The sequence below is a fragment of the Micromonospora marincola genome, from assembly GCF_056150385.1.
The window spans coordinates 696417-712770 of sequence record NZ_JAXCFT010000002.1; the positions used below are offsets into that span (position 1 = coordinate 696417).

Genomic DNA, 16354 nt, shown 5'->3' on the forward strand with positions numbered 1-16354 from the left:
GACGGCGCCCGCCGGTTCCCCGAGGGGAACCGGCGGGCGCCGTCGTTCGTCACGGGTTGACCGTGCTGCCGTCCACCGTGGCCTTGCCGTTGGTGTGCGCGCTGCCCAGCCGGGCGAGCAGCCCGGCCAGGTCGATGCCGGTCAGGTCGCTCCCGAGCTGGAGGCCCTGGGCGACGTTGCCGGCCACCGACTTGGTGAGCGACGAGGCGCCGTCGGTGGAGATGACTGTCATCTTGTCGATCGCGCCGATCGGGGCACTGGCCGCGCCGACCACCTCGGGCAGCACCTTGACCAGCAGGTCCAGCACCGCGGCCTCGCCGTACGCGGCGAACGCCTCGGCCTTGCGGGCCATCGCGTCGGCCTCCGCCTGGCCCTTCGCCAGGATGGCCGCGGCCTCGGCCTGGCCCTCCCGCTCGACCGCCTCGGCGATCGCGGAACGCCGGCGCTGCTCCGCCTCACCCTCCTTGGCGCCCTCGATCGCGTTCGCCTCGGCCAGCGCGGCACGGCGGGCCCGCTCACCCTCACCGGTGAGCCGGGACTGCTCGGCGACGGCCTGGGCGGCGGCGATGGTGGCCTGCCGCTCCGCGTCGGCGCGCAGCACCGCCGCGTTGCGGTTGGCCTCGGCCTCCTGCTCCACCTTGTACCGCTGCGCGTCGGCGGGCTTGCGCACCTCGGTGTCGAGCTGACGCTGCTTCAGCTCGGCGTTGCGCTCGGCCACCTTCTGCTGCTCGGAGAGGATCGCCTGGTCCCGCTCGGCCTGGGCGAGCGGACCGGCTGCCGCCGACCTCGCCTTCGCCGCGTCGATCTCGGCCTGGATGCCGGCCTGCTTGAGCGACAGGTTCCGGTTCGACTCGGCGATCGCCTCCTCGGCGAGCAGCCGTTCCTGCTCGGCGGCCTGCCGGGCACGGGCCTCGGCGATGGCCGCGTCCTTGAGCACCCGGGCCGCCTCGGGCCGGCCCAGGTCGGCCAGGTACGAGCCCTCGGCCAGGATGTCCTGGAGCTGGAACGTGTCAAGCACCAGGCCCTGGTTGGTCATCGAGTGCTCGGCCTCCTCGGCCACCGCGCTCGCGAACGCGGCCCGGTCCCGGATGACCTCCTCGACGGTGAGCCGGCCGACGATCGAGCGCAGCGCGCCGGCCAGCACCTCCCGGGTGAAGTTGTCGATCTCGTCCTGCTGGTGCAGGAAGCGCTGGGCGGCGGCCCGGATCGCGTCCTCGGTGCCGCCGACCTTGACGATCGCGACGCCGTGCAGGTCGGCGCGGATGCCCTGCTTGCTCACCGCGCCCCGGATGCCGACGTCGATGCGCCGGCTGGACAGGTCGAGGGACTGGAGCTTCTGCACCACCGGAAGCACGAAGACCGAGGCGCCGAGCACGACCTTCTGGCCGGACATGTCGGTGGATCGGATGCCCTCGGCGGTCTGGGTGGTCCGGCCCTTGCGGCCGGTGACGATGAAGGCCTCGTTCGGCCCGGCCACCTTGATCCGGGACAGCACGAAGAGGATGAGCAGGACGGCGAGGAGGACCGCGCCGCCGATGGCGACGAGTAGGGGCATGGGGGATTCCCGTCTGTGCTGAGGGGTTCAGTAGGTCTCGACGTGCACGCTTGTCTCGCTGAGCGCTTCGACCACGAAGATCCGGGCGCCGACCGCGAGCGGCCGGTCGGCACGGGCGTTGAGTTTGACCGGCTGGCCGGCGAGGCGGACCCGGACCTCGCCGTAGCCGTTGGTGGGGATCGGGGTCACCACCAGGCCGACCGCGCCGGCCAGGTGGTCCCGGGTGGGGGTGGGGTCGGTGCGCATGGTGCGGGCCGCGCGGCTCAACCGGGCCGCCAGCCAGGCGGTGGGCACGGCGGCGAGCGCGCCGCCGGCCACCGCCGCCGCGATCATTCCGGGGGTACGCGCCCCGAGCAGCTCGTTGACGATCGCGGCGCCGAACCCGAACGCTCCGGTGAACCCGGCGACCGCCTCCAGCGACACCGGCCCGTCGACGTCCGGGTGGCCGAAATGAAGCACTCCCGAGCCGAGTAGGGCGAGCGTCAGCACGCCGACCCCGGCTCCGCCGATGATCAGGAAGATGAGCGTCCCTGTGGCCACGACCTGCACGGTAGCGGGGTTGTGCAACATCCACTGCGTCCAGCGACCGTTCAGCTTTCGCTGAGTGTCCGATCAGCGCGGCGCGATCGTCACCTCCAGGCCGACGAGTTGCTTCGGCAGCGGCTGGCGGACCAGTATCCGGCCGGTGGTGTCGGCGAGCACGAAGTCACCCGACCCGTACGGCAGGCGGTAGAGCAGCCGGTCGCCGGTGACCCAGACGACGTCTGCGCTTGGAAGCGGGTTCACCACCCGGCCGGTCGCCGTCTCCACGAGCAGCGGCTCTCGCTGGCCCTGCACGACGACGAGCGTCCCGTCCGGCGACCAGGCATTCGGGCCGACCGGCCCGCCCGGCATGCTGACCAGGCGGGTGGGCCGCCCGTTGTCGGCCGAGAGAAGCTGCACGCCCTTGGCGAGGTCCCGGGGCCACGCCTCCGACTTCTGCCTGCTCAGCGTCAGTGCGACCGCCCGACCGTCAGGCATCCAGGTGAACTCGCACATGTCGGCGCACGGCCAGCCGAGCTCACCCACCGGGTGGGTCTTCTTCCTGCCGTCCAGATCGAGCACGATGAAACCGAAGTGGTCGACCTGCCCGGTGGTGAACAGCAGCCGCCGGCCGTCCGGCGACCAGCGTGGCGCCGTCAGCGCGCGGCCCACCTCGTACCACCGGGTCTTTCCGGTGGTGAGGTCGAACAGGCCGATCTCCCGGGGGCGGCCGTCGTCCCGGACCGCGACGAGGGAACCGGTCGGTGCCGGGTAGATGCCGTCGTAGCGGTCGGTGGCGAAGTATCGCCCGCGTGCGCGGTCGAGCACGAAGCCGCTGCCGGAACCGCCGGTCACCTGCGCCCGGGTGACCACCCACTCGCCGGGTAGCACCAGCGGCTCGTCCGCCCAGTTCGGGCCGGGTTCGGTGCGGAGCACCGGCGACGGGGTCGCGGTGACCGGCGGCGGGGTGGGGGAGGGCCGGAGCAGCACGTACGGCAGGGTCACCGCGACCACCGCGACAAGCGCGGCGGCGGCCGTGGCGACCCGCCGCCGGCGACGCAGCCGGCGACCCCGGCCGATCGCCCGCCACGCCAGATCCGGCGCGGGCACCGCGTCGGCGGCCAGGTCGCGTACGGCCGTCCGGAGCGTCTGGTCCAGGGACGTGCTCATCGGGTCACCTCCGCCGGGGTGGTCAGCTCGTCGAGCGCCGGCACGAGTTGCCGGAGCCGGGTCAGCGCCTTGGCGCTCTGGCTGGCCACGGTGCCGGGACGGCAGCCGAGCAGCGCGGCGGTCTGTTCGACGCTGAGATCCTCCAGGTAGCGCAGCGTCAGCACCGCCCGCTGGCGCGGCGGCAGCGCGCGCAGCGCGTCCCGCAGCAGCAGCCGCAGGTCACTGTCGTCACCGGCGGCCGGCCGCTCCGGCAGGTCAGCCACCGGCACCTCCGCGCGCCGCGCCCGCCGCCGCCAGCCGGAAACCTGGTCGTGGTAGAGGATCCGTTTCACGTACGGCTCCGCGTCGCCGTGGATCCGGGACCACCGGGCGTACGTCTTGGCCAGCGCGTTCTGCAGCAGGTCCTCCGCCGCGTGCTGGTTGCCGGCCAGCGCGTACGCGACCCGCAGCAGGGCCGGCCCCCGCTCGTTGACGAATGCGGTGAACTCCCCGTCGACGTCGGCCACCCTTCACCTCCGTCTCTCAGACGCCCGGTGCGGGAGAAACGTTGCCCGCCGCGCGACAATGGTCGGCATGCGCTGGACCGTGCTCGACTCGCCGATCGGGGAGTTCTCCGTCGGCACCGACGCCGACGCGGTACGCGGCGCGCACTTCGGCCGGGTGCCCTCGGCCGCCGACGAGCCCGGCGACGACCTGGCCCGGCTGGCCGTGACCGAGCTGCGGGCCTACTTCGCCGGTGAGCTGACCGCGTTCACCGTGCCGGTGTCGGCGCCGCGCGGCTCCGACTTCGAGCGGGCGGTGTGGCGGGAGATGACGCGCATCCCGTACGGGGAGACGATCACCTACGGCGAGGTGGCGCGGGCGCTCGGTGACCCGGGCGCGGCCCGCGCGGTGGGGGTGGCGTGCAATCGCAACCCGGTGCCGGTGATCGTGCCCTGCCACCGGATCGTCGGCGCGGGCGGCAAGCTGGTCGGCTTCGGTGGCGGGCTGCCCCGCAAGGTAACCCTGCTGGAGTTGGAGGCCGGAGTCGCGTTGCGGCACGCCTGGTCCTGACCGCAGTTCCCACTATCCCCACCCCACCCCCACCCACCCACCTCCAGCGCGGTGATCATGAAGTTGGCGGCGCTTAGCCGTCCGATTTGTCGCCGCCAACCTCATGATCACCCCTTCTGCGCGCTGGTTCGACGTCTACCAGCTCGACGCGAAGGGCGACGCGGTCGACCTCCGGACGATCTTCGTACGCCCGGAAGGGCTCACCACGACCACGGGAGGGCCGGGTCCCGACGGACCCGGCCCTCGCGATGTGCTGGCGTCAGCGCGTCAGCGCTCGACTTCGCCCTTGATGAAGGACTCGACGGCGGCGTGCGCGTCGTGATCGGCGTACTGCTCCGGCGGGGACTTCATGAAGTAGGACGAGGCGGAGAGGATCGGGCCACCGATCTTCCGGTCCAGTGCGATCTTCGCGGCCCGGACGGCGTCGATGATGACGCCCGCCGAGTTCGGCGAGTCCCACACCTCGAGCTTCAGCTCCGCGTTGAGCGGGGTGTCACCGAAGGAGCGGCCCTCCAGACGGATGTACGCCCACTTGCGGTCGTCCAGCCACGGCACGTGGTCGGACGGGCCGATGTGCACGTCGCTCTTCTGCATCTCATGCGGGATCTGGGACGTCACCGACTGGGTCTTCGAGATCTTCTTCGAGACCAGGCGGTTGCGCTCCAGCATGTTCATGAAGTCCATGTTGCCGCCGAAGTTGAGCTGGTACGTGCGCAGCAGCTCGACCCCGCGGTCCTCGAAGAGCTTCGCCAGCGCGCGGTGCACGATGGTGGCGCCGACCTGGCTCTTGATGTCGTCACCGACGATCGGCAGGCCGGCGTCGGTGAACTTCTGCGCCCACTCCGGGTCGGAGGCGATGAACACCGGCAGGGCGTTCACGAACGCGCAACCGGCGTCGATCGCGGCCTGGGCGTAGAACTTGTCGGCCTGCTCGGAGCCGACCGGCAGGTAGGAGACGACCACGTCGACCTGCGCGTCGCGCAGCGCCTGCGCCACGTCGACCGGCTCGGCGTCCGACTCCTCGACGATCTCGCGGTAGTACTGGCCCAGTCCGTCGAAGGTCGGACCGCGCTGGACGCTGACGCCGGTGGGCGGCACGTCACAGAGCTTGATGGTGTTGTTCTCGCTGGCGACGATCGCCTCCGCGAGGTCCATGCCCACCTTCTTGGCGTCCACGTCGAACGCCGCGACAAACTCCACGTCCGATACGTGGTAGTCGCCGAAGGTGACGTGCATGAGACCCGGGACGCGGTCGTTCGGGTCGGCGTTCCGGTAGTACTCCACGCCCTGTACGAGGGACGAGGCGCAGTTACCCACACCGACGATGGCGACGCGGACGGAGCCCATAGCGTCTGCCTCCTTCTTCTTCATCACGGCCGCTCTGTCCTGGACGTTCCAGGCGTGGGCGGGCTGTCGTTGTCTCCTTGGCCGCCGGCCGTCCGGGGTTCCGGGGTGGTCGGGGCCCGGCCGGAGCGCTCGTTCGCGATGAGCTCCTCCAGCCAGCGGACCTCGCGCTCGCAGGCGTCGAGCCCGTGGCGCTGCAGTTCCAGGGTGTACGCGTCGAGGCGCTCGGCTGCCCGGCCGAGCACGTCACGAAGACCTTCGCGACGCTCCTCGATCTTGCGACGGCGACCTTCCAGGATCCGGAGCCGGGTGGCCTGGTCGGTCCGGGCGAAGAACGCGAAGTGCACGCCGAAGCCCGTGTCGTCGTAGGTCTCGGGTCCAGCCTGCGCTATGAGCTGGGCGAAGCGTTCCTTGCCCTCCGCGGTGATGGTGTAGACCACCCGACCACGTCGGCTGGTCAGCGCGGGAACCTCCTCGGCGGTCGCGGGTGTCTCGGCGGCTTCGGTGATCCATCCCGCCGCCTGCAACCGTCGCAGGGTCGGGTAGAGCGAGCCGTAGCTGATCGCCGCCCGGATGGCGCCGAGCTTGGCGGTCAACTCCTTGCGCAGCTCGTAGCCGTGCATCGGAGCTTCCTGCAGGAGGCCCAGGATGGCGAACTCGAGCACGGGCGCCATCCCTTCTTTTCCCCCCTGCGCGGAGGCTAACCGCCGCGATGTATCGGGCCGATACATCGCACCGTAGCGGAGACGGGTGGCCAGGGCAAACCCCCGGTTACGCGACGCGATCATCACTGATCGTGACCGTGGTCGCCCCGGTTCGTCGGAGCGCGTACCCTTCTCGGCATGCGTACGCAGCGCCAGGTGGTCGACTACTCGCTCCAGAAGCGAGCGGTGCTGCGTGAACTCGTCGCCGGGCGGATCGGCACCTACGACGTTTGCGACGCCTCGCCGTACCTGAAGAATGCCGCCCGTTTCCACGGCGAGCCGACCGACCGCCGCTGCCCCATCTGCCGCAGCGAGAACCTGATCCACGTCCACTACATTTACGGTGACGAACTCAAGCAGTCGGCGGGTCAGGCGCGTACCCGGGCGGAGTTGCCCGTGCTGGCCATGACGCTGCGTGAGTTCCAGGTGTTCGTGGTGGAGGTCTGCCCCGGCTGCGACTGGAACCATCTCGTTGAGCAGTTCCTGCTCGGACGGGACGGCCTCGCGGGCGAGGCGTCGGACGCGACCGGGTCGGCCGTCGCCGACGGCTCCACCCCTCGGCGAAGGCGAGAGGCGCAACGGTGAACGCGGCTGTTCCGACCGTCGCCGGCCCGATTCCCGGGCGGCGCGACCGACAGTCATTAAGCGTAATTGATCCGAATAGGTCGGATTTGACGGGAGCGCGCCGGCACGACCGGCAGGTAGCGTCCCGTGTTCCAGCTCACGGCAACCCGGTGGCGGCGCCCCCGCGTCCCACCGCGACCGGCAGGGTGTGAGGAATGAACTACGGCGATTCCAGTTCTTCGCGTGGGCGGGCCCAGATCCCGGGCCCGAACGGCGACCCGGGCTCCGAGCGGAGCCCGCGAGGGAACGGCTGGTCCGGCGCGCCGGAGGGCGGCGCCGCGGCGCGCGCCTCGGTCACACCGCGCGGCGCCGGCGGTCGGGCCTCGGTCGGCGGTGCCGCCCCGACACCCCGCGGCGCCTCGGGCGCGGCCTCGGTGGGCCGTGCCGGCCCCGGCCGCGCCTCGGTGCCGGTCTCGCCGGCGCCCGGCGCCGCCGGGCGTGCGGGCGCCGGCCGGGCGTCGGTCCCGGTCTCGCCCGCCGGCCCGGCCGGACGCGCCTCGGTGGGCGCGGCGAGCGTGGGCGCGGCCCGGGTCGGCGCGCCGAGCGTGGGTGGCGCCGGGCGGGCGAGCGTCGGTGCCGCGCCTGTGGGCGGTCGTGCCGCGGTGGCGCGGGCCGGCGTGCCCGGCTACTCCGGCGGCGGCCCGGCTGGACCCGGCGGCCCCGGTGACCCGACCGGCCCCGGCCGTGGTGGTCGCGGCGGTCGCGGTGGTGACCCGGCGCGGGCGAAGAAGCGGCGGCGGCTCAACATCCTGATCGCCGGCTTCGCCGTGTTCATCATGCTCGCCGGCATCGGCGTGGTCAGCTTCACCTGGTATTCCACAAAGGTGGTGCTTCCCGAGGACACCATCCCGCCGCTGTCCACCACCGTCTACGACTCCACCGGCAAGACCGCCATCGCCCGGATCGGCGACCAGAACCGGCAGTTGGTCACCATCGACCAGATTCCGGAGCACGTCCAGCACGCGGTCGCGGCGGCGGAGGACCGAAACTTCTACCGCCACTCCGGTGTGGACTACAAGGGCATCGCGCGGGCCGCCTGGAACAACCTCAGCGGCGGCGACAAGCAGGGCGCCTCGACGATCACCCAGCAGTACGCCCGCAACGCGTTCGACAACCTGAACGAGGACTCGTACGGCCGCAAGGTGAAGGAGGCGATCCTCGCCTCGAAGCTGAACGACCGCTACGACAAGCGGACGATCATGCAGCACTACCTGAACGTCATCTACTTCGGGCGCGGCGCGTACGGCATCCAGGCGGCGGCACAGACCTACTTCAAGAAGAACGCCGACAAGCTGACCGTGGCCGAGGCCGCCGTGCTGGCCGCGCTGATCAAGCAACCCGAGCCGAGCGCCACGCACCAGGGCTACGACCCGGCGGTCAACCCGACGGCCGCGCTCGATCGGTGGAACTACGTCATCAACGGCATGATCACCGAGAAGTGGCTGGACGCGCCGAACATGCCGAAGCACCCCACCGAATATCCGAAGAACATCGCGAAGCCGTCGAAGAACAGCGCCGGCGGCTTCGGCATCGACACCCCGTACGGCAACGTCGTCAACTACGTCTCGCAGGAACTGCGCGAGATGAACCTCTGCACCGACGACGAGGCCAAGGTGACGAACGACACCCCGCTCTGCGCGAAGGCGCTGAGCCGCGGCGGCTACAAGATCACCACGACGATCGACACGAAGATGCAGAACGCGGTGCTCGACGCGGCCCAGAAGACCAGGAAGGGCTCCGCGCTCGACGGTCAGCCGAAACACCTGATGGCCGCCGTGGTGTCCATCGACCCGAAGACCGGCGGGGTGCGCGCCTACTATGGCGGCGACAACGGCACCGGCACCGACTACGCCGGCAAGAACGTCGACAACGGCGTGCTCAGCGGCGGTCACTCGCCGGGTTCGAGCTTCAAGATCTACACGCTGGCGGCGGCGCTCAAGGCCGGCATCTCGATCAAGTCGCGCTGGAAGGGCACGGCGTTCACGCCGAAGGACACGAAGTTCAAGGTGAGCAACGCCGGCGCCGACACGGTCACCTGCGGCGACTCCTGCACGCTCGAAGCGTCGACGCTCAAGTCGCTCAACGTGCCGTTCTACTACATCACCGAGGAGATCGGCGCGGACAAGGTGCTCGACATGGCCAAGCAGGCCGGCGTCAGCACCATGTGGCGCACCGACACCAACCCGGCCAAGGCGTACGACCTGACCAAGGCCGACCCGAAGGACCTGGCCCCGGAGCCGTTCTTCAACGTGATCGGCTACGGCCAGTACCCGATCACCGTGCTCGACCATGCCAACGGTGTCGCCACGTTCGCCAACCAGGGCGTCTACAACAAGGCGCACTTCATCAAGAAGGTCCAGAAGCAGAACCCGCAGACCGGCAAGTGGGACACCGTCGGCGGCGAGAAGCTCAAGGGACAGCAGCGGATCGACAAGGACATCGTCGCCGACGTCACCTCCGTGCTGGAGCAGTACCCGGCCCACGTGGGCCGCAAGCTCGACAACGGTCGCAAGGCCGCCGAGAAGACCGGCACCTGGGAACTCGGCGACGGCAGCACCCGTAACGGCGACGCCTGGATGATCGGCTACACGCCGCAGCTCGCCACCGCGGTCTGGGTCGGCAACCTGGGTGACCGCAAGGCGATCAAGACGACGGGCGGCGCGGACATCAGTGGCGCGAAGATGCCGGGTGAGATCTTCCAGCGCTTCATGAACGACGCGCTCAAGGGCAAGGACAAGGAAGACTTCCCGCCCGCCGCGCACGTCGGCGAGGACGACACCGGCAACGGCGAGATGCCGGCGCCTCCGGCCCCGACCACCAACCCCGAGGGACCCAACTGCGACGTGCTGGGCCTGTTCTGCCCCGACGGCAACCAGGGCGGCGGCAACCAGGGCGGCGGCAACCAGGGCGGCGGCAATCAGGGCGGCGGCGACCAGGGTGGTAATGGCCCGGGTGGCGGTGGCCCGGGTGGCGGTGGCCGAGGCGGCGGAATCCTGCCGAGCACACCACCGGAACGACAGACGAACTGACGCGTACGACCTGACGGCGGCGGCCGGACCCGAGTGGTCCGGCCGCCGCCGCGTTTCGCGTACCGGAATTTTCCCGCGCGCGGCGGGACGGCGAGCCCTCGGGTACGGCAGGATGCGTCTCCATGAGCACCCAGTCGACCGCAGGCATCGATGAGCCCGGCGCGTCCGGGGAGGCGCCCCGGCCCGGAGCGACCGCCGACCACCCGTCCCGTTCGGACTGGTTCGTGCAAGGCACGTCCGGCCTGATCGGCGGGCCGCTCGGTGACCACGCCGTCGCCCGGGACCGGCCGGCCGACCGCGAGGGCCGGTTCTGGACCGCCGCGCGGATCGTGCTGGCCCTGGTCTGCCTCACGCTCGCCCTGCACTGGGTGCAGAAGTCGCCCTGCCAGGACGGCGCCTGGCAGAACAACGTCCAGTACACCCGGATGTGCTACACCGACGTGCTGGCGCTCTACTACGCCGAAGGGCTCAACGAGGGCAAGGTGCCCTACGCCGACCACCCGGTGGAATACCCGGTGCTGACCGGATACTTCATGGGGGCGCTCGGCCTGCCGGTGCACTCCCTCGGCGTGGACAAGCCGACCATCAACCAGGGGCAGTGGTTCTACAACCTCAACGCGCTGGTCCTGGGCGCGCTCGCGGTCGCCACCGTCGCGGTCATCCTCAACCTGCGCCGCCGACGACCCTGGGACGCGGCGCTGTTCGCCCTCGCCCCGGCCCTGGTGCTCACCGCCACCGTCAACTGGGACCTGCTCGCCGTCGGCCTCACCGCGTTCGGGCTGCTGGCCTGGGCGCGCACCCGACCCAACCGGCGTGAGCTGCTCATGGCCGGCGCGGCGGGCGCGCTGCTCGGGCTCGGCGGCGCGGCGAAGATGTGGCCGCTGTTCCTGCTCGGCCCGATCCTGGTCCTCACGCTGCGCGCCGGTCGGCTGCGGGCCGGCCTCACCGCCACCGCCACCGCCCTGGTGGCGCTGGTCGCGGTCAACCTGCCGGTGGCGCTCCCCTACCGGGAGAGCTGGGGCCGGTTCTTCGACCTGAACACCACCCGCCCCATCGACTGGGGCACGCTCTGGTACATCGGCCGCTACCTGGACGGCCGGATCAGCCCGTCCGCACCCGGCGAACTCGGCCCGTTCGAGTGGCTCAACGCGAACATCGCCACCCTGAACTGGGTGTCGTACCTGCTCTTCGGGCTGGCCTGCCTCGGCGTGGCCGCGCTCGCGCTGCTCGCCCCGCGCCGGCCCCGGCTGGCCCCGCTCGCCTTCCTGGTGGTCGCCGCCTTCCTGATCTTCAGCAAGGTCTGGTCGCAGCAGTTCGTGCTCTGGCTGCTGCCGCTCGCGGTGCTGGCCCGACCCCGCTGGGGCGCGTTCCTGGCCTGGCAGTTCGCCGAGGTCTGCTACTTCGCCGCCTTCTACGGCGAACTGCTCGGCACCGCCACCTCCCGGCCGGTCTTCCCCGAGGGCGTCTTCGTGCTCGCCTCCAGCCTGCGCCTGATCACCGTGGCGGTGCTCTGCGGATTCATCATCCGGGACATCCTGCGCCCGGAGGAGGACGCGGTCCGGCAGACCTACGCCGACGACCCCGACGGCGGGGTGCTCGACGGCGCGCCCGACGCGCCCTGGCACCAGCGGTGGCGGTCGCGCTCCTCCACCATCGCCGACCGCCCCGCCGAACCCGAAGCCGTGCCCGCCTGACCGGGGCCGCTGCTACAGCCGGTAGACCACCGAGCCGTCGACCTGCTCCCGGGTCACGCCCAGCCCGTCCACCGGCCGGTCGAGCATTCCCTCCCACGGGGTGCCGCCGAGCTGTTCGGGGAGGACCACCACGGTCTTGACCCCGATCCGCCGCAGATAGTCGACGCTTGCGTAGTCGGGGAAGCTGACCGTCGCCTCACGGGTCCGGGTCTGGGAGTCCGGGATGAAGCCACTGCCGCCGTTGACCATCGGCTGGAACCGGTCGGTGGACCAGAGCATCACCGGCTGGTCCAGATTCGGGCTGCTGGGCAGCACGAGCATCGGGCCGTCGACGGTACGCATCACCGCCGGTTGCTGCGGCACCACCGGGTGCGGGGTGACGTTCAACCCCTCCACAAGCACCAGCAGCAGCGGCAGCAACGTGGCCAGCCGCAGCCACGGGCCGGGCCACGGCGGGACCCGCTCCGCGGCGAGCTCGCGCACCCGGGCGCAGAACGCGGTGACCGCGCCGGCCGCCAGCAGCCCGAGCAGCAGCGTGGTCCAGAGCATCATCCGACCCGGCGTACGCAAGCCGTTCCAGCCCGGCAGGTAATCGAAGAGCGGCACGTAGGTGAACCGGCCCGCAAGAAACCGGGTGCCCATGGCCAGCGCCATCGTCACCAGCACCCCGGCGAGCAGGAAGAGCCGGTGACGGACCCGCCATACGGAGAAGAACAACCCGCCGGCGGCAAGCGCGTACAGCGCGAAGCCCGGCAGCAACGTCATCTCCGGCGACCAGGGCAGCACGGCCCGAGCACCCTCGTGCAACTCGCCCCAGACCCGGGACTCGGCCGGCGCGGTGAAGAAGCCACTGGCCGGCGGCGAGTAGAGCTGGACCTCGGCGAGCGAGCGCGCCGCGTTCGGATGCGCCTCGGCGACCGTGAAGAACGGAATCGCCAGGAGGGCGCCCACCGCGGCGAAGACGAGCCCACCGGCCAGGTCGGCCAGGAGCAGCCGCCGGCCGAACGGGCGCTTCACCGAGCGCCGCCGCGCGAACCACAGCACCACCGCGACCAGCCCGATGCCGGCCAGCAGGTAGACGAACGGCAGCCCGATGCCGAAGCCGAGACTGAGCTGCCACGAGGCCACCAGCCACCCGGCGAGCGCCCAGCCCGCATGCCGCCGACGCGGGCGGTAGCCGTACCGCAGCGACCAGCCGTGACCGCGGGCCAGCATGGCCAGCGCCAGCGGGATGCCGCCGTTGGAGATGATGTGCAGGTGCCCGGCCTGGGCCAGCAGCCACGGCGCGTACGCGAAGCTCGCACCGGCCACCGCGCCGCCGATCCGGCCCGCGCCGAGCTGCCGGGCCAGCGCGTACGCCCCGAACGCGGCGAGCGCGTGGGCCAGCACGAACATGATGTTGTAGCGCAGCACGGCGTGCTCCGGGCCGACCCCGAGCAGGCCGGCCGGGGCGTAACCGAGCAGCGTGTCGGAGAAGGCGAAGCTCCAGTTCTCCGGGAAGAACGTGTTGGAGTGCCACAGCATCGCCGGGTCGGTCCGCAGGATGTGCCCGGACCACGCCATCTGCCACGCCTGAAGGCTCGGGTCCCAGTAGTCCTGCGGCAACGTGTAGCGCGGGTAGCGCAGCGTGGGCCAGGTCATCGCCGCGGCCACCGCCAGCGCGGCGACGGCGGCGAGCGTCCACTCGTGCGCCAGGAACCGGCCCACCGCGCGTACCGCCCGGCGGGCCCGGCCCAGCACCGGCTCGGGCGCCGGACCGAACGCGGTCCAGGGATCCGCCGGCCGCTCGCCGTCCGTACCGTCGGCTTTGCTCTTGTCGCGGTCGCCGTCCTTCTTGCCGGCGGGCTTGCTCTTGCCGCTCTCGCCGTCCTTCTTGCCGGCGGGCTTGATCGCGCCGTCGGGCCTGCTCTCGTCGCGGTCGGTCTTGCTCCTGCCGTCCGCGGCGGCCGAGTGGTCGGCCCCGTCCCTACCGTCGTCGGCGGTGCCGCCGGTCGCCGCGACGGCCCGGTCACCGGCTCCGGCATCGCCGCTCTTCCCGGCGTGACCGTTCTTGCCGGCGTCGCCGCTCTTCCCGGTGTGACCGCGCTTCCCGCGGCCGTTGCCCTTCCCGGCGCGGCCGTTCTTGCCGGGGCCGGTCCGCGCGGGGACGGCCGGCGTGGTCTTCCCGGCGTCGGCATGTGGCCCGCCCGTGCCGGTCTCCTGCGGCTTGTCGTCCGCCCCGCCCGGCGTCGGCTTCTGCTCGTCCGCCGCGGGGCCCTCGGTCGTCGGTCGCGGCGCGGCGCCGGACCGGTCGCTCGCGCCGGACTGCTCCGTGGTCACGCCGTGGCACCCAACTGACCGCGCAGGAACGCGATGTCGGCGCCCTGGCCCTCCACACCGCCGGGGGTCTCGACGATCACCGGCGCGCCGGCCGCCCGGATCACGGCCACCAGCAGCTCCGGGTCGATCGTGCCGCCGGTGAGGTTGTCGTGCCGGTCCTGGCCCGAGTTGAAGGCGCCCTTGGAGTTGTTCGCGTGGATCAGGTCGATCCGGCCGGTGATCGCCTTCACCCGGTCGACCAGGCCCAGCAGCTCCTCACCGCCGGCGTGCGCGTGGCAGGTGTCGAGGCAGAACCCGACCTCGTGACCGTCGAGCGCGTCCCAGAGCCGGGCCAGCGCGTCCAGGTGCCGGGCGCAGGCGTTGTCCCCACCGGCGGTGTTCTCGATCAGGACCGGCAGCGGGAAGCCGCCGGAGTCCGCCGCGTACGCGAACGTCTTGCGCCAGTTGTCGAAGCCGACGGCGCGGTCGTCCCCGGTGTTGACATGGCCGCCGTGCACGATCAGCCCCTTGGCCCCGACGGCCGCCGCGGCGGTGGCGTGGCCGAGGAGCAGCTTGCGGCTGGGAATGCGGATCCGGTTGTTGAGCGTGGCCACGTTGATCACGTAGGGCGCGTGGACGTAGAGGTCGACGTCGGCGGCGCGCAGGCGTTCGGCGTCCGCCCGCGGCTTCGGGGCCTTCCAGCCCTGCGGGTCGGCGAGAAAGAACTGCGCCGCCTCCGCGCCCCGGGCGTTCGCCTCGGCCAGCGGGTCGGTCGGATCGACGTGGGCTCCGATTCGCATGCAGGGCAGCCTACGTCGCGGCGGTGACACCCGGCGCGTCGCGCGCGGGGTGGCGCGGGGACGGCCGCGTCACCACCCGGCCCGGCGGTCGTTGTCCGAGGTGGGATCGATGGTCGACGCTCCGCCCGGACGTGGTCCACAGCACGGGACGGGTAAGGCGAGGCCCCCCCGGCGACGGGACGCCCCGCCGTGCGGCCCGGCACGGCGGGGCGGGATCCGCTCGTCATCCACACGCGGTGGGCCAGTTGGACGAATTCCTGCATTTACCCCAAGTGGTGACGAGAGCCGTTGTATGGTCAGACCAGGCAACAACATGATAAAGCTCCGCGGGGCGTCCTCGATCCAACCTCATCGGTGTGGTCGTTCCTCCCCAGGTCCCACCCAAGGAATGCGGACGGGACGCCCCGCGGCCCCGTGGACAGGGGTCCACCTGTCCGGCGCGACGCCGGCGGTGGGCCCCTGTCGCCACGTTCCGGGCCAACCGGACCACCGGCCCGGGCATGATCGTCCGGACCGGCTATCCTGGTGCGGTTGTCCGCGTCCGGCCGGGTTCCCCCGGCATCGGGCGGGCCACGACGCACGACCTCCTGCCACGGAAGGACCGTGGCCGCCTAGCCCACAGGAGGTGAGCACGTCTTGCGTCACTATGAAGTCATGGTGATCCTCGATTCCAGCCTCGAGGAACGCACCGTCGCCCCGTCTCTCGACACGTACCTGAACGTGATCCGGACCGCGGGTGGCTCGGTGGAGAAGACCGACGTGTGGGGCCGCCGGCGCCTCGCGTACGAGATCAACAAGAAGGCCGAGGGCATCTACGCCGTCATCGACCTCCAGGCGACGCCGGAGGCCGTGGCCGAGCTGGATCGTCAGCTCCGACTCAACGAGTCGGTGCTGCGCACCAAGGTCATTCGCCCGGAGATGCGCTGAGCATCTAGGACCCGACACGTCCGGATCAAGCCTCATCCGCGATGTCGGAGGGCTCTGAGAGCCTGTACGGCACAACGATGAGTGCGCGAGGAGATGGTCATGGCAGGAGACACCACCATCACGGTCATCGGCAACCTGACCGATGACCCCGAGTTGCGGTTCACCCCTTCCGGCGCGGCGGTCGCCAAGTTCCGGGTCGCTTCCACGCCCCGGTTCATGGACAAGGCGTCCGGCGAGTGGAAGGACGGCGAGCCGCTGTTCCTCTCGTGCACGGTTTGGCGCCAGGCCGCTGAGAACGTCGCCGAGTCGCTGCAACGCGGCGCCCGGGTGATCGTGTCCGGCCGGCTGCGTCAGCGGTCGTACGAGACCCGCGAGGGCGAGAAGCGCACCGTCATCGAGCTGGAGGTCGACGAGATCGGCCCGTCCCTGCGCTACGCCACGGCGAAGGTGCAGAAGATGTCCCGCTCCGGTGGCGGAGGCGGCGGTTTCGGCGGTGGTGGCGGTGGTGGCCAGGGCGGCGGCGGAGGCAACTTCGACGACCCCTGGGCCTCGGCTGCACCGGCCCCCTCCCGCGCCGGTTCGGGCGGCGGAAACTTCGACGAGGAGCCCCCGTTCTGATGGCGCCGAGCGCCCG

At 71.5% G+C, this 16354-nt stretch carries 14 protein-coding genes; 6 read left to right on the top strand and 8 right to left on the bottom strand.

What is annotated here, in order from left to right:
* Positions 1–49: 49 nt before the first annotated feature.
* Genes SM450_RS07875 through SM450_RS07890 form a run of 4 tightly spaced genes read right to left on the bottom strand, consistent with a single transcriptional unit; the run spans position 50 to position 3753 of the window.
* The gene (locus tag SM450_RS07875; RefSeq protein WP_474618977.1) at positions 50–1555 is read right to left on the bottom strand and encodes a flotillin family protein; all 1506 of its coding nucleotides are present in this window, start codon (positions 1553–1555) and stop codon (positions 50–52) included.
* Positions 1556–1582: 27 nt separating this feature from the next.
* Positions 1583–2125, bottom strand: coding sequence for a hypothetical protein (locus SM450_RS07880; protein WP_474618978.1), 543 nt, complete (start codon positions 2123–2125; stop codon positions 1583–1585).
* Positions 2126–2167: 42 nt separating this feature from the next.
* The gene (locus SM450_RS07885) at positions 2168–3247 is read right to left on the bottom strand and encodes a hypothetical protein (RefSeq protein ID WP_474618979.1); all 1080 of its coding nucleotides are present in this window, start codon (positions 3245–3247) and stop codon (positions 2168–2170) included.
* A complete protein-coding gene (locus SM450_RS07890) occupies positions 3244–3753 on the bottom strand; it encodes a SigE family RNA polymerase sigma factor (RefSeq protein WP_474618980.1) in 510 nt (169 codons plus the stop codon). The genes SM450_RS07885 and SM450_RS07890 overlap by 4 nt, the downstream gene beginning before the upstream one ends.
* Before the next feature lie 67 nt (positions 3754–3820).
* Between SM450_RS07890 and SM450_RS07895 the strand changes: the two genes are divergently transcribed.
* A complete protein-coding gene (locus SM450_RS07895; RefSeq protein WP_474618981.1) occupies positions 3821–4300 on the top strand; it encodes a methylated-DNA--[protein]-cysteine S-methyltransferase in 480 nt (159 codons plus the stop codon).
* Positions 4301–4567: 267 nt separating this feature from the next.
* Here SM450_RS07895 and SM450_RS07900 read toward each other — a convergent pair whose 3' ends face one another.
* Together SM450_RS07900 and SM450_RS07905 are read right to left on the bottom strand one after the other, a co-directional pair.
* Positions 4568–5647, bottom strand: coding sequence for an inositol-3-phosphate synthase (locus tag SM450_RS07900; protein WP_474618982.1), 1080 nt, complete (start codon positions 5645–5647; stop codon positions 4568–4570).
* 23 nt (positions 5648–5670) lie between these two features.
* A complete protein-coding gene (locus tag SM450_RS07905) occupies positions 5671–6309 on the bottom strand; it encodes a PadR family transcriptional regulator (protein ID WP_474618983.1) in 639 nt (212 codons plus the stop codon).
* 177 nt (positions 6310–6486) lie between these two features.
* Between SM450_RS07905 and SM450_RS07910 the strand changes: the two genes are divergently transcribed.
* The 3 genes from SM450_RS07910 (at position 6487) to SM450_RS07920 (ending at position 11695) form a co-directional block, all read left to right on the top strand.
* Positions 6487–6933: a DUF5318 domain-containing protein gene (locus SM450_RS07910; protein WP_474618984.1), complete on the top strand. Its 447-nt coding sequence runs from the start codon at positions 6487–6489 to the stop codon at positions 6931–6933.
* A 194-nt stretch (positions 6934–7127) separates the two neighbouring features.
* Complete coding sequence (locus SM450_RS07915) at positions 7128–10001, top strand: transglycosylase domain-containing protein (protein ID WP_474618985.1); 2874 nt, start codon at positions 7128–7130, stop codon at positions 9999–10001.
* Between the two features lie 122 nt (positions 10002–10123).
* Entirely contained in the window at positions 10124–11695 is a 1572-nt protein-coding gene (locus SM450_RS07920; protein WP_474618986.1) for a glycosyltransferase family 87 protein, read from the top strand.
* A 12-nt stretch (positions 11696–11707) separates the two neighbouring features.
* On the opposite strand, the gene SM450_RS07925 is transcribed toward SM450_RS07920, so the two are convergent.
* Complete coding sequence (locus SM450_RS07925) at positions 11708–14014, bottom strand: hypothetical protein (protein ID WP_474618987.1); 2307 nt, start codon at positions 14012–14014, stop codon at positions 11708–11710.
* The gene (locus tag SM450_RS07930; protein WP_474618988.1) at positions 14011–14793 is read right to left on the bottom strand and encodes a deoxyribonuclease IV; all 783 of its coding nucleotides are present in this window, start codon (positions 14791–14793) and stop codon (positions 14011–14013) included. Before SM450_RS07930 ends, SM450_RS07925 begins: the two co-directional genes overlap by 4 nt.
* Before the next feature lie 636 nt (positions 14794–15429).
* Between SM450_RS07930 and rpsF the strand changes: the two genes are divergently transcribed.
* On the top strand, positions 15430–15720 hold the full coding sequence (gene rpsF / locus SM450_RS07935) for a 30S ribosomal protein S6 (RefSeq protein ID WP_067301247.1): 291 nt from the start codon (positions 15430–15432) through the stop codon (positions 15718–15720).
* Between the two features lie 81 nt (positions 15721–15801).
* A complete protein-coding gene (locus tag SM450_RS07940; protein WP_175441301.1) occupies positions 15802–16338 on the top strand; it encodes a single-stranded DNA-binding protein in 537 nt (178 codons plus the stop codon).
* Positions 16339–16354: the final 16 nt, after the last annotated feature.